General features: G+C 68.9%; 19 protein-coding genes. 13 read left to right on the top strand and 6 right to left on the bottom strand.

Translation table 11 applies throughout. The annotated features are described in order from the left end of the window. The first annotated feature begins 1 nt into the window (after nt 1). Nucleotides 2-535 (top strand): helix-turn-helix domain-containing protein, encoded by a 534-nt coding sequence (locus ACAM49_RS08260; protein WP_369634850.1) that lies wholly within the window; start codon nt 2-4, stop codon nt 533-535. On the opposite strand, the gene ACAM49_RS08255 is transcribed toward ACAM49_RS08260, so the two are convergent. Further along, nucleotides 507-1739 carry an RNA polymerase sigma factor gene (locus ACAM49_RS08255; protein ID WP_369634849.1) on the bottom strand — a complete coding sequence of 411 codons (1233 nt, stop codon included), beginning with the start codon at nt 1737-1739 and terminating at the stop codon, nt 507-509. The genes ACAM49_RS08260 and ACAM49_RS08255 overlap by 29 nt on opposite strands. Beyond that, nucleotides 1736-2095, bottom strand: a complete 360-nt coding sequence (locus ACAM49_RS08250; protein WP_369634848.1) for a YciI family protein — start codon at nt 2093-2095, stop codon at nt 1736-1738. Before ACAM49_RS08250 ends, ACAM49_RS08255 begins: the two co-directional genes overlap by 4 nt. Before the next feature lie 132 nt (nt 2096-2227). Between ACAM49_RS08250 and ACAM49_RS08245 the strand changes: the two genes are divergently transcribed. From ACAM49_RS08245 to ACAM49_RS08225, 5 genes are all read left to right on the top strand, one after another. Then, on the top strand, nt 2228-3031 hold the full coding sequence (locus tag ACAM49_RS08245; protein ID WP_369634847.1) for an alpha/beta fold hydrolase: 804 nt from the start codon (nt 2228-2230) through the stop codon (nt 3029-3031). Between the two features lie 85 nt (nt 3032-3116). Then, nucleotides 3117-4730: an amidohydrolase gene (locus tag ACAM49_RS08240; protein WP_369634846.1), complete on the top strand. Its 1614-nt coding sequence runs from the start codon at nt 3117-3119 to the stop codon at nt 4728-4730. Between the two features lie 136 nt (nt 4731-4866). Continuing rightward, complete coding sequence (locus ACAM49_RS08235; protein WP_369634845.1) at nt 4867-5499, top strand: DUF3159 domain-containing protein; 633 nt, start codon at nt 4867-4869, stop codon at nt 5497-5499. Nucleotides 5500-5644: 145 nt separating this feature from the next. Continuing rightward, nucleotides 5645-6883: a hypothetical protein gene (locus ACAM49_RS08230; RefSeq protein WP_369634844.1), complete on the top strand. Its 1239-nt coding sequence runs from the start codon at nt 5645-5647 to the stop codon at nt 6881-6883. Between the two features lie 28 nt (nt 6884-6911). Next, the gene (locus ACAM49_RS08225) at nt 6912-7568 is read left to right on the top strand and encodes a DedA family protein (protein WP_369634843.1); all 657 of its coding nucleotides are present in this window, start codon (nt 6912-6914) and stop codon (nt 7566-7568) included. Between the two features lie 38 nt (nt 7569-7606). Here the strand turns inward: ACAM49_RS08225 and ACAM49_RS08220 are convergent, their stop codons facing one another. After that, nucleotides 7607-9805: an MMPL family transporter gene (locus tag ACAM49_RS08220; RefSeq protein WP_369634842.1), complete on the bottom strand. Its 2199-nt coding sequence runs from the start codon at nt 9803-9805 to the stop codon at nt 7607-7609. A 97-nt stretch (nt 9806-9902) separates the two neighbouring features. Between ACAM49_RS08220 and ACAM49_RS08215 the strand changes: the two genes are divergently transcribed. From ACAM49_RS08215 to ACAM49_RS08200, 4 genes are all read left to right on the top strand, one after another. Further along, nucleotides 9903-10604: a WHG domain-containing protein gene (locus tag ACAM49_RS08215; protein WP_369634841.1), complete on the top strand. Its 702-nt coding sequence runs from the start codon at nt 9903-9905 to the stop codon at nt 10602-10604. 30 nt (nt 10605-10634) lie between these two features. Continuing rightward, nucleotides 10635-11564, top strand: a complete 930-nt coding sequence (locus tag ACAM49_RS08210; protein ID WP_369634840.1) for a cytochrome c oxidase assembly protein — start codon at nt 10635-10637, stop codon at nt 11562-11564. A 185-nt stretch (nt 11565-11749) separates the two neighbouring features. Further along, on the top strand, nt 11750-12469 hold the full coding sequence (locus tag ACAM49_RS08205) for a hypothetical protein (protein WP_369634839.1): 720 nt from the start codon (nt 11750-11752) through the stop codon (nt 12467-12469). Between the two features lie 255 nt (nt 12470-12724). Further along, nucleotides 12725-13378, top strand: a complete 654-nt coding sequence (locus ACAM49_RS08200; RefSeq protein WP_369634838.1) for a hypothetical protein — start codon at nt 12725-12727, stop codon at nt 13376-13378. Nucleotides 13379-13498: 120 nt separating this feature from the next. Here the strand turns inward: ACAM49_RS08200 and ACAM49_RS08195 are convergent, their stop codons facing one another. Together ACAM49_RS08195 and ACAM49_RS08190 are read right to left on the bottom strand one after the other, a co-directional pair. Beyond that, complete coding sequence (locus ACAM49_RS08195; protein WP_369634837.1) at nt 13499-13810, bottom strand: hypothetical protein; 312 nt, start codon at nt 13808-13810, stop codon at nt 13499-13501. 121 nt (nt 13811-13931) lie between these two features. Next, nucleotides 13932-14216, bottom strand: coding sequence for a DUF2631 domain-containing protein (locus ACAM49_RS08190; protein WP_328601517.1), 285 nt, complete (start codon nt 14214-14216; stop codon nt 13932-13934). Between the two features lie 193 nt (nt 14217-14409). Here ACAM49_RS08190 and dxr point away from each other — a divergent pair, with 193 nt between their 5' ends. Together dxr and ACAM49_RS08180 are read left to right on the top strand one after the other, a co-directional pair. Next, nucleotides 14410-15549: a 1-deoxy-D-xylulose-5-phosphate reductoisomerase gene (dxr, locus tag ACAM49_RS08185; protein WP_369634836.1), complete on the top strand. Its 1140-nt coding sequence runs from the start codon at nt 14410-14412 to the stop codon at nt 15547-15549. 22 nt (nt 15550-15571) lie between these two features. Further along, complete coding sequence (locus tag ACAM49_RS08180; RefSeq protein WP_369634835.1) at nt 15572-16774, top strand: RIP metalloprotease; 1203 nt, start codon at nt 15572-15574, stop codon at nt 16772-16774. A 47-nt stretch (nt 16775-16821) separates the two neighbouring features. On the opposite strand, the gene bioB is transcribed toward ACAM49_RS08180, so the two are convergent. Beyond that, nucleotides 16822-17886 (bottom strand): biotin synthase BioB, encoded by a 1065-nt coding sequence (bioB, locus tag ACAM49_RS08175; protein ID WP_369634834.1) that lies wholly within the window; start codon nt 17884-17886, stop codon nt 16822-16824. 131 nt (nt 17887-18017) lie between these two features. Between bioB and ACAM49_RS08170 the strand changes: the two genes are divergently transcribed. Further along, the gene (locus tag ACAM49_RS08170) at nt 18018-19562 is read left to right on the top strand and encodes a TerD family protein (protein ID WP_369634833.1); all 1545 of its coding nucleotides are present in this window, start codon (nt 18018-18020) and stop codon (nt 19560-19562) included. Nucleotides 19563-19573: the final 11 nt, after the last annotated feature.

Raw genomic sequence — 19573 nt, 5'->3', positions numbered from 1 at the left:
AGTGGAAACCTTCGAACTGCTGGCGCATCCGGCGCGGCTGCGCATCGTGCACGCGCTGCGCGGGGATCGGACCCTGACCACCGGTGAACTCTGCGATCGCCTGCCCGACACCTCGAAGGCGACGGTGTACCGGCATGTCGACGCGCTCACCGCCGCGGGCATTCTGGAGGTCGCGGAGGAACGGCGGGTGCGCGGCGCGGTCGAACGCCTCTACCGGCTGCGGCAGGACAAGGCCGCCATCCCCGCCGAAGCCGCGGCCGAATTGCCCAGCGAGGGATACCGTTCCGTCTTCGCGATCGCCATGGCCGTGCTGATCGCCGAATTCAACGCCTATCTCGACGGCGAACAGTCCGATCCCGCGGCGGATCTCGTCGGCTTCCGCCAGCACGCGCTGTGGCTGAGCCGCGCGGAACTCGAGCAGATGATCGCCGAGTTGAGCGCGGTGATCGTCCCGCGCCTGGCCAACCGGGCCGAGCCGGGTCGTGATCAATATCTGTTGAGCCCCATCATGTTTCCGATCGAGCAACCTCGTTGAGGCGGCGGGTCAAGTAGGCGCGCTCGGCGTCATTGGCGGTGAGTTCGAGGGCGGTGCGGTACTCCCGTGCGGCGGCCTCGTCGCGGCCGAGCCGACGCAGCAGGTCCGCGCGGGCGGCGGCGAACAGATGCCCCGGCCCGGGGGTTGTGGCCAGCTCGTCCAGCAGCTTCAGTCCCGCTTCGGGGCCGGACCGCATGGCGACGGCGATGGCATGGTTCAAAGCGACAGTGGGAGAGGGGACTCGAGCCAGCAGCGCCTCGTACAGCTCGGTGATCCGCGCCCAGTCGGTGTCCCCGGGGCCGTCCGCGGTGACGTGACACGCGACGATCATCGCCTGTAACTGATACGGCCCCAGCCGATCTCGCCGGGCAGTCCGCCGCAGCTCGGCCAGCCCGGCTGCGATCAGCTCGCGATCCCAGCGGCTTCGATCCTGTTCCTCCAGCGGAATCAGCGCCCCGTCGGTCGCACTGCGCGTCGCCGACCGCGACTGTTGCAGCAGCACAAGCGCATTCAATCCACCCGCCTCGGGATCGTCCGGCATCAACTCCACCACCAGTGCGGCCAGCCGCTGCGCCTCCGCCGCCAGGTCGGCCCGCTGCAACTCCGCCCCGCCGCTGGCCACATACCCCTCGTTGAACAGCAGATAGATCACCCCGAGCACCGCCCGCGTCCGCTCGGGCAGCAGATGCGCGGGCGGCACCCGGTACGGAATCGCGGCATCGCGAATCTTCTGTTTGGCCCGCACCAGCCGTTTCGCCATGGTCGCCTCGGGAACGCCGAAGGCGCGGGCGATCTCGGCGGTCGTCAACCCGGTCAGCGTGCGCAGTGCCAGTGCCACCTGCGCCTCGAAGGCCAGCGCCGGATGGCAGCAGGTGAACAGCAGGCGCAGCCGGTCGTCGGGAATATCGTTGTCGGACAAGGGTTCTCCGGGATCGTCGAGCAGGGCGAGCGCGCGCAGCTTCTCGGCCCCGACCCGCTCCCGGCGCAACCGGTCCACGGCCCGCCGCCGCGCGGCGGTGAGCAGCCACGCGCCCGGCCGATCCGGGATGCCGTCGCGCGGCCAGGTGCGCCAGGCCAGCGCGAAAGCCTCCTGCGCGCACTCCTCGGCCAGGTCCCAGTCGCCGAGCCCGCCGATCAGGGTCGCCACCAGCCGCGCCCACTCGGTGCGGAACGCGGCGGTGATGGCGTCGTCGACCGCGGTCACGGCGCGGGCACTCCGCTGGGCAGCGTGAGCACCGGCCGAATCTCGATCTGCCCGAAGCGACTCGCCGGATGCCGCGCCGCGATCTCGATGGCCTCGTCCAAATCCTCGACCTCGATGAGCGCGAACCCGCCGATCTGATCCTTGGCCTCCAGGAACGGGCCGTCGGTCAGCAGCACCTCGTCCCCGCGCACCCGGACCGTGGTCGCGGTGTGGCTGGGATGCAGGCCCTCGTGCGCGGTGAGCACGCCCCGGGCCAGCAGGTCATCCATCCACGCCCGGAAATCGCGCAGCCCCTCCTCGGACACCACATCGTCCACCCGGGATTCGTCGGCACTGATCAGCAACACATATCGCATGGTCGTCTCCTTTCACTCCTAAGACGAACGGATCGGCCGGGGATGGACATCCACTATGCCGACGCGAGGTGTCCAAAGCCGGGATTCCCGTTCGTCGTGCCGGTATCAAGCCCCGACCGATGGAGAAATCCCATGCCCACCGTGACCTCCGCCGATGGCACCGTCATCGCCTACCACCGCGCCGGCACCGGCCCGGCCATCGTGTTCCTGCCCGGCGCCTTCAACGACAGCACCACCTGCGCGCCGCTGGCCGAGCAACTGCGCGACCGCTACACCGTCCTCCGCCCCGACCGCCGCGGCCGCGGCGACAGCACCGACGCCATCGCCCCCGAAGACGCCGCCCACTACGACATCTGCCGCGAGATCGAGGACCTCGACGCCGTCCTCGCCGATATCGGCGGCAGCGCAGCGGTTTTCGGCTTCTCCTCCGGCGCGATCCTGGCCCTGCGCGCCGCCGCGGCGGGCTCGCGCATCACCCGCCTGGCCCTCTACGAACCGCCCTTCGCCCTGGCGGGCCTGGCCGACCACGCCCCGCACCGCCTGCCCGAACGCCTGGCCGAACTGATCGCCCGCGGTGAGCGCGGCGCGGCCGTCGAGCTCATGCAGCGCGAAGGCATCGGTCTCCCAACGGAATTGATCGAACAGGTCAAGCTGTCCCCGATCTGGCCACAACTCGAGGCCATCGCCCAAACGGTGGTCTACGACGCCACCATCTGCCGCCCACCCAACGTCCCCACCCCCGAAATGACCCGCCTCGACATTCCAACCCTCGTAATCAGCAGCCCCGATTCCTGGCCCGGCGTCCGCTCAGCCTCCGAAGCCCTCCCCGCCCACCTCGCCAACGCCCGCTACATCGGCGTCCCCGGCGGCGCCGACCACGGCATCCCCGCCGAAGCCACCGCGAAGGTGTTAGACGCCTTCCTCGGCGAGGACTGAGCACCGATCGCGCGACTTGCGGTTTCCCGCACCCGAATCCACGTCATGGTTACGGTGGGTAAGGAATTCGGTGAGGAGTGATCGCATGTCGAACGAGCGGGCGGATCTGCTGATCCGCGCGGGAGCCATCCACACACTGGTGCCCGGACAGCCGCCGCAGCGGGCGCTCGCGGTGCGCGGGGACCGCATCGCGGCCGTGTCGCCGGATCGAAACGGGCTGGACGCCTGGGCATCCGGCGACACGGTGATCATCGACCGTCCCGACGCGACGGTGCTGCCGAGCTTCGACGACACCCACACCCACCTCATGATCGCCGCCAACAGCGCCCACGACGTGCCGGTGCACACCGCCCGCGACCTCCCCGAACTTCTGGAGTTGATCCGCGAGCGCGCCCAGCGCACCCCGCCGGGAGAGTGGATCCGCACCACCGCCAACTGGCAGGAGATCAACCTGCCCGAACGGCGGTTTCCCACCGCGCGGGAACTGGATTCGGCCACCGACAAACATCCGGTGCTGGTCATGCGCGGCGGCCACAACATCGTGGTGAACAGCGCCGCACTGGAAGCGGCCGGAATCACCGCCGAGACACCGGTGCCCGCCGGCGGCCACATCGGCCGCGACGCCGACGGCACCCTGAACGGCTGGCTGCAGGACAATGCCATCCCGCTGGTCGCCCGGCTGCTCCCGCCGGCCACCCTCGACCAGCGCATCGACGGATTCCGCGCCGCCACACAGGATTACGCCGCCAAGGGCATCGGCGCGGTCCGCGACGCCATGGTGCCCGTCGCCGATCTGCCGGTGCTGCGGGCCGCGCTCGACGCCGGCGCGCTGCGGGTCCGGGTGCGAGTCATGGCCTCCGCCTTGGGGTTCGGCACCGTCGAAGCCGTCGACGAGCTGCTCGACCGGCTCGAGGACTGGCGCTACCTGCCCGGCCCGTGGCTGCGCGTCTGGGGCGTGAAGTTCGGCCTCGACGGCGGTATCGAGGCCGGGGCGACCCGCGAACCCTACGCCTGCGACCACGGCTTCTCCGGCTACCTCACCTGGGATCCGGAGGTGCTGGTGGCGGCCATGGATCGGGTGATCCGGCGCGGCTGGCGGATCGGCACGCACGCCTACGGGGACCGCGCGGTGGAGAAACTCCTCGACGTGTACGCCGAACTCCAGGCCCGGCATCCGGGGCTGCCCGCCGGATCGCTGGTCATGGAGCACGGCGGCCTGGCCGATGCGGACCTGCGCGCCCGCGCGGTCGCCATGGGCATCCCCGTCACCATCCAGCAGCCGCTGCTGCACGACATCGCCCGGATCGAGGACACCTACTGGGGTCCGGAACGGGTGAACCGGCTGTTCCCGGCGCGCGGCTGGATCGATCAGGGCGCGCTGGTGACCGGCGGCTCCGACTATCCGGTCGGCGCGTACGGCGCCATGCGCTCGGTGTGGGGGATGGTCACCCGCGAGACCGTGACCGGCGTGCGCGGACCCGAACACGCCATCACCGCCGCCGAGGCCATCGCCCTGCACACCACCAATGCCGTTGCGCTGCTGGGCGAATCCGACAGCCGCGGCCTGCTCACCCCGGGCCGCCTGGCCGACCTGACGCTCTGGGACGTGGACCCGACCATCGCGCCCGTCGAGCGACTGCGCGGCCTCGAACCCAGCCATACCGTGATCGGCGGCCGCCTGGTGCACGGCGAGGGCTGAGCTGTCCGGATGCTCACACCCTGCCATGGGGGTCGCGTTGATTTCCGCCTTCGCGGTGATCGGGCCAACCAACTAAGCGGGTGCTTTTTTGGGAAACCCTTCAGAATTGCAGATGGCCTGCAGTAGGGTCGCGCGCATGGGTGAGACAGGTCACTGGCGTCGCGACCTGAAGGACGCGCGGGCGAAGTTTTTCGAGCATCACGGGCCTCGGCACATTGCCGACGGGGCCGCGCCCGCCGTTGGGTTCCTGCTCGGCTTCAAGCTGTTCGATCCGTGGATCGGGATCGCCGTCGCGCTCGGTGTGGCGGTGGCGCTCGGTGGTCTGCGGCTGCTGCGCGGTGAATCCGCCAAGACGGTCGGCGTCTCCATCGCGCTGGTCGCGGTGTATTCGGTGTTCGTGCTGTGTACCGGTCGGGGGCGCGACTTCTATCTGCCCGACCTGATCCTCTGCGTGCTGTTCATCGTGGGCACCGGCGCGACGCTGGTCGGTCGACGTCCGCTCATCCTGTCGCTGACCCAGCGGCTGCGTCTGGAGGCGGCCGAGGTCTCCGTCGAACGCCTGGCCACCCATCGCCGAATCACCTTGGGCTGGGTCGTCTTCTGGGTGATCCACCTGGTGGTGATCGTCCCGCTGTACCTGGCGAACCAGGTGGTCCTGCTCGGCATGGCCACCCTGACCCTGGGCAAACCGTCCATCATCGTGATGATCCTGGCGACCTGGTTGCTGCTGCGGCGGCGGTCGGTTCCAGCCTCCCCGGTTGGTAGCTGAATAATTGCTAACCTGACGGAATGGGTGCAGATCAGCGGGTTTCCGGATCGCGTCCGCTCGGGCTTCGATGACGGTCCGGTGGGGTCGGGAGGGCTTGGAGGCGGCCACCGCGTTTGTCGCCGCCCTAATCGCTGGGCTGTCGCTCATGGTGCCGATCGACTTCGCCTGGACCTCGCGGAGTACGGCGCTACGGCTGGATCTGCTGGTTTTCAGTCTGCCGCAGGCGATTGCGGCCGGTTCGCTGATTGCCGTGGTCGCGGCGGTGCTGGCCACCGCGCTGGGCGGGCAGAGCCTGCGCTGGGGCGTGGCGCTGGGCGGCGCGGCGCTGCTGTTCGTGAACCATCTGCTGGGGCGGCACGCGGTGCTGGGCACCTCGCTCGCCACCCTGAACTTCCTCGACTCGATCGCCGGCGGCCTCATCTTCGGCGGCTCGGGCGCGGCCGTGCTGTCGCGCTCGCACATCGAATCCCGGTACTCCTGGACGGCTTTGGCCTGGCTGCTCGGGGCCATCGGCGGAGTCGTCCTGCAGCAGATCGCGCCGGAGACCCAATCCCGGGTCATCGATCAGCACTTCCCGCAGAACTGGCCCGCCCTCGACGCGCCGCCGCTGTGGTTCATCGCGCTGGCGCTCGCCCTGATCGCGTGGCGGTTCCTGCGGGAGCCGGGATCGCAACCGGCCGAACCCTATTCGCTGCAACTGCCGATCGTGCCGATCATCGCGGGCGCGCTGATGATCGGGGTGAGCCTGCTCTGCTCCACCGTGCTCGCCCGGCACGGCGACAGTCCGCGCGATATCGCGATCACGATTCTGGCCACGGCCTTGGCCGCGATGCTGGCGGCGCTGCTGCTGCCCGATCGCGACGGCGCGCAGGTGCTGCTGGCGGTGGCGCTGGCGGGCGCGGGTAGCGCGATTCTGGTCACCCGGCTGCCGGGGTGGTCGCTGCCGCTGTACATGGTGCTGGTCGGGCTCGGCCTGCTGGCCGGAACCCGGTGGCCCGGAATGCGTGTCGCGGCGGTCGGCATCATCGGGATCTCGGTGTTCGCGGTGCTGGTGGTCGCGGCCGGGCACCCCGCGATCCTCACCGGTCTCGGGCACGGTCTGCTGTCGCTGCTGGCGGGCTACTGCTTCGGCGCGGTCACCCCGCGCTACGGGTCCACCCGCGTGCTCGGCATCGTGCTGCTGTACGCGCCCTCACCAGTGCTGGCGCTGCGCGACTACACCCGTCGCGGCCACTGCCTGCTGGTCGAACCCGGAAAACCCTGCACCATCAGCGATTTCAGCTCGTTCGCGCCGGGCTGGGCGGCGACCGCGCTGGCGGTGGGCTGCGGTCTGGGCCTGTGGTGGCTGCTGCGGCGGCGGCCCGAGGACGATCGCGCGACCTGAATCCGGCGGCCTGGGTACCGTTGCGGACATGAACTCGCTGCTGCACCGGATATTGGATATCGCCCCGGTCTGGGTGTACCTCATCGTCACCCTGCTGGTGTTCGCCGAGGACGCGATCTTCGTCGGCTTCGTGATCCCGGGCGAGACCGCGGCGGTGCTCGGCGGGGTGGCGGCCAGCCAGGGGCACGTGGTGCTCGGCGTGATGATCGTGCTCGTGGTGGCCGCCGCGATCATCGGCGACAGTGTGGGATACGAGGTCGGCAAGCACGTCGGCCCGCGACTGCTGCAGGCCAAGATGCTGGACAAGCATCGCGGGCGGCTCGACAAGGCCCAGGACTACCTGGCCCGGCGCGGCGGCTGGGCGGTGTTCCTGGGACGGTTCACCGCGTTCTTCCGAGCCATGATGCCCGCGCTGGCCGGGACCTCGCGAATGCCCTACCGCCGCTTCCTGATCTTCAATGCCGCCGGTGGAATCGTCTGGGGCACAACGTTCGTGGTGCTGGGGTACGTGGCGGGGCAGTCCTACGAGCGGGTGGCGAAGGCGGTCGGCCGCGATATCGCCATCGCGGTCGCCGTCATCGTCGTGCTCGGGCTCATCGTGTGGAAGATCCGGGAGAGCCGGCGCGAGAAGGCCTTCGAAGCGGAGTACGAGGCGACCCACGAACCTGCCCACGAGACCGACTGACCCCGACCCCGGATCACACCGAGGCCGGGGTCGCCGGATCACACCGAGGCCAGCTCCGCCGGTCGCTCCTCGCTCTTCTCCTGCGGCCCTTCGATATTCAGCTCCGGCAGGATCCGGTCCAGGCGGCGCGGCAGCCACCACGCCGCACGCCCCAGCAGCGCCAGCACCGCGGGCACCAGGGTCAGGCGCACCGCGAACGCGTCCACCAGCACACCCACCGCCAGCGCGAACGCGATCGGCTTGACCATGGCGTCCTCGATCGGCACGAACGAGGCGAAGACCACCACCATGATGGTGGCCGCCGCGGTGACCACCCGGGCATTGTGGCGGGTGCCCTCGACGATCGACGTCTTCGAATCACCTTGGTGCAGCCACTGTTCGCGAATGCCGGACACCAGGAACACCTCGTAGTCCATGGCCAGCCCGAACAGCACGCCCACCAGGATGATCGGCAGCACGCTCACCATCGGTCCGACCTTCGCCACCCCGAACAGCTCCGCGGCCCAACCCCATTGGAACACCGCCACCGTGGTACCCAGCGCCGCCGCCACCGACAGCAGGAAGCTGAGCGCCGCCTTCACCGGCACCGCGATCGAACGGAACACCACGACCAGCAGCAACAGACTCAGGCCGACCACGATGGCCAGGAACGGCAGCAACGACGCCGAAAGCCGTTGCGAGACATCGATGGTGACGGCGGTATCGCCGGTCACCGCCACCTCGGCCCCGGGCACCGCATCGGGCACTCGGTCACGGATGGCGTGCACCAGATCGGTGGTCTGCTGCGATTCCGGCGCGCTGGCCGGAACCACCATCACCAGCGACTGACCCGCGCGCTGGGTCGGCTGCGGCGGCAGCACATAGGCGACGTCGGGCAGCTTGCGCACCGAGTCCGCGACGGTCGCCGCCGCACTCGCGTCGCCGTCCACGACCACGACCAGCGGGCCGTTGAATCCCGGACCGAACTGCTCGGCAATGGTGTCGTAGGCCTGCCGCGGACCGCTTCCCACGGCGGCGGAACCGTTGTCCGGCAAGGCCGTCCGCAGCGACGCGACCGGCAGGGCGAGCAGGATCAACGCCCCGGCCACCGCCACGACAGTGACCACCGGCCGCGCGGTCACCAGCCGCGCCCACCTCGCGCCCATGCTGTCGGAGCGCGAGGCGGCGCTGTTCCGGTCCGGTGTCGTGCTGTCGCCCGCGGCGGTGATCCGGCGATGGGCCCGGGATCCGGGGTGCGGAGCCAGACGGTGTCCGGCGAATCCGGCCAGCGCGGGCAGCAGTGTGAGTGCCACGGCCACGGCGACCAGCACCGCTCCCGAGGCGGCCAGGCCCATGACGGTCAGGAACGGAATACCGATCACGCTCAGCGCTGCCAGTGCGATGATCACCGTGATACCCGCGAAAACGACGGCGCTGCCCGCGGTTTCGTTGGCGCGACGGGCCGATGCGCGCCGTGCCAGTCCGGCCGCCAACTGGGAGCGATGCCGGGACAGGATGAACAACGCGTAGTCGATTCCGACCGCCAGGCCCAGCATGAGCGCCAGCGTGAGAGCGGTCGAGGACACCGGGACCACGGCGCTCAGCGCGAACAGCCCGCCGACCGTGACGGCGATGCCGAAAACCGCTGAGAGCAAAGGCATTCCGGCGGCGAGCAGGGAGCCGAAGGTGATCAGCAGGACCAGCACCGCCACGGCGAGACCGAGGATCTCGGTGATGCCCGGCTGTATATCGCCTGCCCCGTAGGCGGATCCGCCGACCGAGACCTCCAGCCCGGCCGCACGCGCCGAGTCGCCGGACTTCTCGACCGCCGCCCGCGCGTCGGCGCTCACCTTGGAGCGATCGCCGTCGAAATGCACCACGCCGACCGCGGTCCGCTGATCGGCGGAGACCGCTCCCGCCTGCTGCGGTGTCGTCACCCCGATCGCTCCCGGCGCGGTCCCGGCCGTCTCGAGGGTGTGCGCGATGGCCGCGTGATAGGGCGCTTCGGTGATGAGGTGCCCCTCGGGCGCGGTGAAGACCAGCTGCGCGGTGGCGCCCGCCGCGTCGGGCGCGGTCTCGGTCAAGGTGTCCAGCGCGTGCTGGGATTCGGCGCCCGGCACGGTGAAGCGGTCGTCGAGGCGGCCGCCGGCGAGGGCCGCGCCGCCGACCACGGCGATGAGTACCAGGGCCCAGATCGAGACGACCAGGCCGCGGCGTCGGAAGGCGAAGTCGCCGAGGCGCCCCAGTAGTGCGCTCATGGGTGATTCCTCTCGGATGCGCGAGGGATGTTTACAGGCGTGAACTTTATGGGTGTTAACTTGCCATCGAATCTGTACGGGTGTCAACATCGATGTCGTGGACGTCACCGGCGATGCAGCTCAGCGACCCGTTCGCGAGGCCCCCTACCACCACGGGGACCTGCGCAACGCCCTGGTGACCGCCTCCGCGCAACTCGCCGAGATCGGCGGCCCCGCCGCGGTCACCGTCCGCGCCGCCGCCCGCGCGGTCGGCGTCACCGCCACCGCCGCCTACCGGCACTTCAGCGGGCACGAGGAATTGCTGGCCGCCGTCCACGAGCAGGCCGAGGCCGCGCTCTTCGAAGCCCTCGCCAGCGCCATGAACGGCGTTGCCGAGCAAGCGGATCCGACCACCACCGCCATCGCCCGCCTGGCCACCGCCGGCCGCGCCTACATCGAATACGCCTCCCGCGAGCGCGGCCTGTTCCGAACCGCGTTCTGCGGCAGCGATCTCGACGTCCACAAGGATGAGGACGTGTTGGAGGATCCGATCTTCCAACTCATCGGCGTCGGCCTCGACGCGCTGGTAGCGCTCGGCTTCATGGATCCGCGCCAACGCCCCGGCGCGGAATTCACGGCCTGGGCGGCCATCCACGGCCTGGCCACGCTCATCGTCGACGGCCCCCTGGCCGATGTCGAGGACGCCGAACGCGAGGCCGCCATCCGCCACGCCATCGCCACCGTCCTGCGCGGCTTCGCCACCGGCCCGCACGCCGAGCCCTACCTCACCACCGACCCCCACATCGCCCTCCCGGCCTGAGGCCGACCCGCGCGGCGCATACTTGACGCCGTGATCGCGACCGAAACACCGCTGCGGATGGCCGGTTTGGTGAGCTCATGGCGGTGGGACGGGGTGACCGTGCTGGTCACGGCGCTACTGGGGATCGGCTACGCGATCTGCTTCGTGAGGGGGCGCCAACGCGGCGAACGGCTTTCGACGGGGCGGGCGGTGTGCTTCGCGGTCGGCGGGCTCGGGGTGTGGCTGTATTCCGGGCTCGGGTTCATCGGCGTCTACTCCGACACGCTGTTCTGGGTGCGGGCGCTGCAGGTGCTGATCCTGCTCTACCTGGTGCCGTTCGCGCTCGCGGCCGGTGCGCCGTTCACGGTGCTGCGGGCCGCGCTGGGACCGGCGGGGCGGAAACGCCTGGACGCCATGCTTTCCGGGGATGTCGCCCGGGTGCTCACCCATCCGGCCACCGCGTCCGTGCTGATCCTGCTCCTGCCCTGGGCGCTGTTCCTCTCGCCCTGGTACGAGGCGGTGCTGCGGCACGGGGGAGTGGACGCGCTGACCCGGATCATCGTGGCGCTCATCGGATTCCTGTACTTCTATTCGCGACTCCAGATCGACCCGGTGGCCAAGCATTTCACCCAGGGGCTGTCGCTGCTCATCACCATCGCCGAATCGCTGGCCGACGGCATTCTCGGGATCGTGCTGTGGCTGGGCCCGCTCGTCGCCGCCGGTTACTACTCCTCGCTCGGCCGCACCTGGGGGCCGGACGCGCGGTTGGATCAGACCATCGGCGCGGGCATCCTCTGGCTGCTCGGCGATCTGCTCGGGCTGGTCTATTCGCTGGTCGTCATGCGCGCGTTCGCGGCGGACGAGACGCGCAAGGCGAAGGAGACGGATGCCGAACTCGATATCGAGGAGGACGGCGAACCGGTGTCCAGCGGCCTGTGGTGGGAGAACGATCCGCAGCTCAGGGAGCGCTTCCGGCGGTGACGCGGTGATCAGTGGCCCGGCTCACGCTTTGTGGCACTGAGTGACATCAGCTATCAAAGGACATTTGTCGCTATTTCTCAGCTTATTCTTACTGGACACTTGACCCGGACGCCCGAAACCCCACGTCCACTTCGCTCTCGGGAAGCACCCAGAGGAAGGTCAACACCCGGAAGAAAGCAAGTGAAATGCAGTTCAGCAAACTGGCCGCCACTTCGACCATGGTCATCGCGGCACTCGGTGTCACCGCCGGTGTAGTCCACGCGGATCCCGCCCCGGCCCCGGCTCCCGTACCGGTTATTCCTTCCCTCATCGACGGTGTGAACCAGGGCATCGACCAGGTCGCCCCCGGCATCCACTGGAACGCCAAGGTCGAGGGCAACGCCGTCGTCGTCGACATCGACCAGGGCTCGCTCTCCACCGACAACGGTCAGCTCCAGGTCCGCGACAACGCCGGGAACGTGCTCACCGCGGTTCCGCTGGCCTACACCGTGGACGACCTGGATCACCCGATTCAGGCGACCGTCGAGGGTCTGCGCGCCACCCTGGTCCCGAACACCGACCCCGCCGCCGCTCGCCCGGCCAACCCGCTGCTGCACGACGTGACCAGCTCGAAGCAGTCGAGCTTCGATGATGCCGTGGGCGCGGCGGCCACCCAGTTCGGTCTGGCCACCGCCATCGGCACCCTGGTCGGCACCATCATCGGCGGTGCGCTCGGCTGCGTCGCCGGCGCTGTCATGGGTACCCCGGGCCTGCTGCCCGGCTGGGTCGGTGGCTGCATGGCCGGTGCCGCGGTCGGTATCACCCTCGGTGCCGCCGCCGGTCTGGTGCTGGTCGGCGTGCCCGCCGCGATCGTTGTCGGAATCGTCTTCTTCAACCGCATCAACAACCCGGCCGAGCAGGGATAGCCGGAAGTTCGCGACGCAAAAGGCCCGCTCCGACGGCTGTTCGGAGGGGGCCTTTCGCGTATTCCGAAAGATTGCTGCAAGTGTTGTACCAATAGCTATGGAACATGACATTTACGCAAAACGTACTCAAAGTCCTGTTATCGCTACGTTTTAGCAACAAATAGGCAACATTTGCTGGCTTTTCTTGTACCGGGTGCTCGATGAGGACCTCGCTCCCTGGAGGGAAGCGCCCGTTCAAGAAAGCGACGAGAAGTAATGCGATTCAAGAAGTTCGCCGCCACGTCGGCCCTGGCCATCGCGGCCCTCGGAATCAGCGCCGGCACCGCCTACGCCGATCCCGCCCCGGCTCCCACGGCCGAGGCCATCCACTGGGACGCCAAGATCGAGGGCGCGTCGGTCGTGCTGAAGACCGATCTCGGTTCGCTTACCCAGCAGGACGGGCAGTTCCAGGTCCGTGACGCCGACGGCGGCCTGGTGACCGCGTTCCCGCTGTCCTTCCAGATGGACGGGCTGGCCCACCCGGTCGCCGCCCAGATCGACGGCAACACCGCCACTTTCACCCCGAACATGGACCCGGCCGCCGCCACCCCGGCCCCGGCTCCGGTGCTGCACGACGTCGCCAGCCAGGCCGATCAGGACGCCGCCTGGTCCGCCGCCTCCTCGCAGTTCGGCATCGCGACCGGCATGGGCACCCTGATCGGCACCCTCATCGGCGGCATCGGCGGCTGCGCGCTGGGCGCGGTCCTCGGCACCCCGGTGCTGCTCCCGGGCTGGGTCGGCGGCTGCATCATGGGCGCCGGCATCGGCATCCCGCTGGGCGCTGCGGCCGGTCTGGTGCTGACCGGTGGCGTCGCCGCGGTCGCGGTCGGCATCGGCCTGTTCAACCGTCTGAACGCGCCGAGCATCTGATCAGCGGCGCCTTTGCAGGAGGCGCTGAGCCAGAACATGATTCGGGCCGGATCGCAGGGGGCGATCCGGCCCGAATTCGTGTGTTCATGCCCCGGTGTCAGGTGTGGGGCAGATTCTGAACTACGCGCAGGAGGCGTTGAACGCGTCGATGGCGTCGGTCAGATCGGTGACATTGTCATCGATGAGCGCGGTGGCGAAGGCCGCGATGGCCGCCTTGTCGGAACCGGAGGCGTCGATGCCGAGCAGCTTGGCGGCCAGCGCCTTCTGGCCGTCGTTGTCGATGCCGTTGGGGTACTGATCGATGGCCGCGTTGATGAGATCGACCGCGGTGCCGCAGGCCCAGGACTGGGCGTGGGCGGTGCCGCTCGGGCCGACCAGGAGGGCCGCGGTGGCGGCCACGGCGACCAGGGCGGACGGCAGAATCTTGCGCATGGTGTCTCCGGTTACTCGTACTGCGTTGTGACGTAGCGAGTGTGCCGCAAGACACCGACAAAACCCGAATGCCCCACCGAACGAGTCGGTGGGGCAAGGGATTACGCGTCCGAACCGGCTGCTAGCGCGGGCGGCGCGACAGGATCGAGTCGCGGATCAGGATGAACGCCAGCCCGGCCGCGAACAGGATCAGGAAGATGTAACCGACATTGCCGGTGCCCGACGAGCTGCCCTGCTGGTTCTCGAACAGCATGGCCAGCAGGATCACGACGACGACCCAACCGGCGGCGCGGGCGGTCCGGCGCGATTCACCGCTCCAGCCCCACGCGGCGGACGGAACCTCGGCGGTGTCGACCTTGGTGACGACATCCTTCGGGTGCGCGGGTTCCAGTTCCGTGGCGGCCACTTTGGCTCCTTTACGGCTCGAATCGATTGCTGGGCATCATCGTGACATACGACCCGGCGTCGTAGCCAGCAGGGTAGGGGTGAGTTGACAACTCTCGTCACTCTCAGGGGTTCCCCCTGAAACCCCAAGGCCCAGAGGGGGCAGGTAGGGGTGAGTTGACAAGTCGCGTAACCGGGCAGGAGAGAATGGGCGCGTGTCGGACGTTGTGAGAGTTCTGCTGCTGGGCAGCACCGGGTCGATTGGTACGCAGGCGCTGGAGGTGATCGCCGCCAATCCCGACCGCTTCGAGGTGGTCGGGCTGGCCGCGCGAGGGGGCAATACGGAGCTGCTGGCTCAGCAGATCGCGGCGACCGGGACCAGCAACGTGGCGGTGGCCGATGAGGCCGCGGCGGCGAAACTCGGTGTGGCGCTGGCCGGTCCGGACGCCGCGACCGAGCTGGTGCGGCGCACCGACGCGGACGTCGTTTTGAACGCACTGGTCGGTTCGCTCGGCCTGGAGCCCACCCTGGCCACTCTGGAGTCGGGACGGCGGCTTGCCCTGGCTAACAAGGAATCTCTGGTCGCGGGCGGCTCGCTGGTGACGCGGGCGGCCAAGCCGGGCCAGATCGTGCCGGTCGACTCCGAGCATTCGGCGCTGGCCCAGTGCCTGCGCGGCGGGCGCGCCGACGAGGTGGCGAAGCTGGTGCTGACCGCCTCGGGCGGGCCGTTCCGGGGCTGGACCACCGAGATGCTGGAGTCGGTGAATCCGGCCGAGGCCAAGACGCACCCGACCTGGTCCATGGGTCCGATGAACACGCTGAACTCGGCGTCGCTGGTGAACAAGGGCCTGGAGCTGATCGAGACGCATCTGCTGTTCGGCGTCCCCTACGCGGACATCGACGTGACCGTGCACCCGCAGTCCATCGTGCATTCCATGGTGACCTTCAAGGACGGCTCGACCCTGGCCCAGGCCAGCCCGCCGGATATGAAGCTGCCCATCGCGCTGGCCCTGGGCTGGCCGGACCGGGTGCCGGGCGCGGCCGCCGCCTGCGATTTCTCCACCGCGTCCACCTGGACCTTCGAACCGGTCGACAACCAGGTCTTCCCGGCCGTCGAACTGGCCCGCCGCGCGGGCGAGGCCGGTGGTTGCGTGACCGCGGTCTACAACGCCGCCAACGAGATCGCGGTGCAGGCCTTCCTCGACGGACTCATCCGATTCCCCGACATCGTGCGCACGGTGGCGCGCGTCGTGGAGTCCGCCGACCGCTGGTCGGCCGAACCCGGTAGCTTGGACGAGGTGCTCGCGGCCGATACGTGGGCGCGCGACACCGCACGCACGCTCGTGCGCGGCTGACAGCAGGAGGGTTCGTAACCGGATGGGCTACGCGATCGGCTTCATACTGTTCGCCCTCGGGATCACGGCCTCGGTCGCCCTGCACGAATGCGGTCACATGTGGACCGCGCAGGCGACCGGCATGAAGGTGCGGCGCTACTTCATCGGCTTCGGGCCCAAGGTGTTCTCGTGGAGGCGCGGCGAGACCGAATACGGTCTCAAGGCGCTGCCGCTGGGCGGGTTCTGCGATATCGCGGGCATGACCGCCCTCGACGAGCTCGAGCCCGAGGAACTCGACCGGGCCATGTACCGGCAGGCCACCTGGAAGCGGCTGCTGGTCATGTCCGGCGGCATCCTGATGAACTTCCTGATCGGCTTCCTGCTGATCGTGGTGCTCGCCGTCGGCTGGGGGTTGCCGCGCCTGGATTCCCCGCCGGAAACGCAGATCTCCCAGCCTTCCTGCGTGGCCGACCAGAACCCGGACCAGAAGGCCAAGGACTGCACCGGCCAGGGCCCGGCGCAAATCGCCGGCCTGCAGCGGGGCGACCGGGTGATCGCGGTCAACGGCGTGCCGGTGAAGACCTGGAAGGAATTCACCGCCGAGACCCAGAAGCAGATCGGCACCTTCACCTACACGGTCGAGCGTGACGGTCGGCGCCTCGACCTTCCCGTCACCCCGCAGATGGCCGTGATCTACCCGGAGAAGAACGGCACCCCGAAGACCGTCGCGAAGGTCGGTGTGGGGCAGGACTATTACGATCCGGTGCAGTACAACCTGCTCTCCGCCATCCCGGCGTCCGGCGCGTTCACCGGCCATTTCGCCGTCCTCACCGTGCAATCCCTGGCCAAGATGCCGTCCAAGGTCGTCGATCTCTGGCACGCCGTCACCGGCGGCGTCCGTGATCCGGAGACTCCGGTCTCGGTCTACGGCGCCAGCAAGATCGGTGGCGAGACCGCCGAGCACCATCGCTGGTCGATCTTCGTCATGACCTTGGCCAGCCTGAACTTCTTCCTCGGCGCCTTCAACCTGCTCCCGCTGCTGCCCCTCGACGGCGGCCACATCGCCGTGGTCCTCTACGAGAAGCTGCGCAACCTGTTCCGCAAGCGCAAGGGCCTGCCCGACGGCGCCCCGGTCGACTACCTGAAACTGCTGCCCGCGACCTACGTGGTCGTGGTCATCGGCGGCGCGTACATGATCCTGACCCTGGTCGCCGACATCGTGAATCCGATCAAGCTGTTCCCGTAACCCTTTCAAGCTGTTCCCGTAACCCTTGCCGCGCTTGGTGAATCGCTTCAGGCGTTGGCGGGCAGGTCCGTTCCGGCACCGCGCCGGCGCAGCGCGACGAGGTCGTGGCGCGGCTGCGGGAGTGATTGCTCGTTCGCGCCCTCGATGGTGAATCCGGCGTCGCTGATCATCTGGCGGTCGTCGACGCCGGGCTGGCCCTCACTGGTCAGGTAGTCGCCCAGGAAGATCGAGTTGGCCAGGTGCAGCGCCAAAGGCTGCATGCTGCGCAGGTGGATCTCGCGACCACCCGCGAGCCGGACCTCGACGTCGGGGAAGAAGAACCGGAACAGCGCGAGGATGCGCAGGCAGCGCTGCGGGGTGAGGTCCCACCGGTCGCCCAGCGGGGTTCCCTCGAAGGGAATCAGGAAGTTGACCGGCACCGAGTCCGGGTCGAGCTCGCGCAGTGCGATCGCCACGTCGACGATGTCCGCGTCGGACTCGCCCATGCCGAAAATCGCCCCGGAGCAGGGAGACAATCCGGCCGCACCGGCGCGCGCGAGCGTGTCCACCCGGTCGGCGAAGGTGTGCGTCGTGCAGATTTCCGAGTAGCGGGCTTCCGCCGTATTCAGGTTGTGGCTGTAGGCGTATGCCCCCGCCGCCGCGAGCCGTTCGGCCTGTCCCTCGTTCAACAGCCCGAGGCACGCGCAGATCTCGACGTTCGGATTGTCGGCTTTGATTGCGGCAATGGTGTTTTCGATCCGAGTGATGTCACGCTCGCCGGGCCCTCGCCCGCTCGCGACGAGGCAAACGCGCTTCGCGCCCGCGCGTATCGCACGGTCGGCGACCTGAGCCGCCTCGTCCGGTGAAATCCACGAGTACTTGAGGACCTCGGATTTCGAACCGAGCCGCTGGGAGCAGTAGCCGCAATCCTCCGGACACAAGCCGCTTTTCATGTTGATGATCGTGTTCAGCTTGACGCGCATCCCGAAGAACTCGCGCCGCACCCGTGCACCCGCCGCGATCACGTCGATCAGCGGTTCCGAACCCGCCAGGAACGCCAACCCCTCCGCCCGCGTGGGAGCCTCCTTCCGTAACGCCTTGTCCACCAACAGATTCAACAATTCGCTCGTCATGTCAACGCAACTTACCTCGAGCTTGAACGCTGTTCAAGTATGCCTGTGCGCAGCGGACTCGCCAGCGTGTCGGGGTGGATGAGTACTGTGTGCCGGTAGCGAAATGCGCACGAGGAATTGGGGTTTGCGTCGTGGAGTTGACGCGTGGGGCGAATACGCGCGTGGCCGCGTCGGCCGTCTCGGTGGTGTTGGAGTGGGGTTCGGGGCAGGAGGTCGATCCGCAGGCGCTGCTGCTGGCCGAGACGGGGAAGATTCGATCCGATGACGATTTCGTCTTCTTCAACGCTCCCCGGCATCCGTCCGGAGCCATAGTGCTGCAAGAGGTTACGGCCGGGCGGGCCGTCCTCGCGGTGGATCTGAGGGGGATCGAATCCGGTGTCGATCGGGTCGTGATCGCGGGATCGGTTCCCGCCGGATCGTTTCGGGAGATTCCGGGACTGGCGCTGAGCGTTCAGGAGGCCGGGCGGCCGGTGCTCCGATACCCGGTGTCGCGCATGGACGCCGTGCAGGCCATGGTCCTCGGTGAGTTCTATCGGCGTGCGGGCGGCTGGCGATTCCGTGCCGTGGGGCAGGGCTGGGACAGCGGATTGCGCGGTCTCGCAGAGGAATTCGGTGTCACGGTGGACGATGATCCGACGCCGTCGCCGGAGGTGAGCGCTCCGTCGCCGGTCGCGCTGTCGCCGGGCTGGTACGAGATGCCGGAGGATCCGGGCCGCCTGCGGTGGTGGAGCGGCACGGCGTGGACCGAGGAGCGCTGGAAGTCGCATCCGCCACACGACCCGGCGGCGTACGGGCGAATACTGGAGACCTGGCGCGGTCAGGCTTGGCAGGTCCTCACCGCGACGGGCCCGCGCGGGCCGCGCTGGGACGAACTCTGGACCATGTTGCGCTACCACATGATCAGCGATGTGGCGGGCCGCGAGGCATTGCGGCCGCTGGCCCTGGCCCACCTGGAGCGCGTGGTGGCTTTCGCCTTCGCGGACAACGAGATCGAGCAGCGGGAGCTCGACGATTTCGACCGGACCGTTGCCGAGTTGCACGCCGCGGCGGACCTGTCCGCCATGGGTCGGCCCATCGAACAGCTCCGGCAGCGGATGCTGCGCGGCCGAGCGCTCACCCAGGTGAAGGCCGGTGAGCTACCCCGCGTGCATCGCCCGGACCTGCACCTCGAGGCCGACGAACTGCTGCACGTGGACGTGAACGCGGTGCAGATCAGAAACCTCGCCAGCGGCCCGAAACACAGCGCCGGACGGCTCATCGGCAGCAGCAAGAAGCTGCGCTTCATCGGCACGGGCGCCGGCAGCGAATCGACCTGGTCCAAAATCGTTTCCATCCAACGCGAGTACGACACCGTCGTCATCGCCGCGACCACCGCGAAGGGCGGCGGCCGCTACCGCGTCCCCGACGCCGAATACGTCGCCGCGGTACTGGAAGGCACACTGCGCGTCGCCAAACGCCTCGTACTCGCCCCGGGCGAACGCGACTCCCGAGCGATCCCGCAACACGTGAAGTCCCGAGTCTGGCAGCGCGACGCCGGCAAATGCGTCGAATGCGGCGCCCAGGAATACCTCGAATTCGACCACATCATCCCCTGGAGCCGAGGCGGCGCGACCAGCGTCGACAACCTCCAAATCCTGTGCCGCCACTGCAATCTGGCCAAGGGCGCGCGAATGTAGGGGCCGCCGGT

The sequence above is a fragment of the Nocardia sp. JMUB6875 genome (assembly GCF_041154655.1).
Lineage (GTDB): Bacteria > Actinomycetota > Actinomycetes > Mycobacteriales > Mycobacteriaceae > Nocardia.
This window is presented reverse-complemented; position numbering and strand designations above follow the sequence as displayed.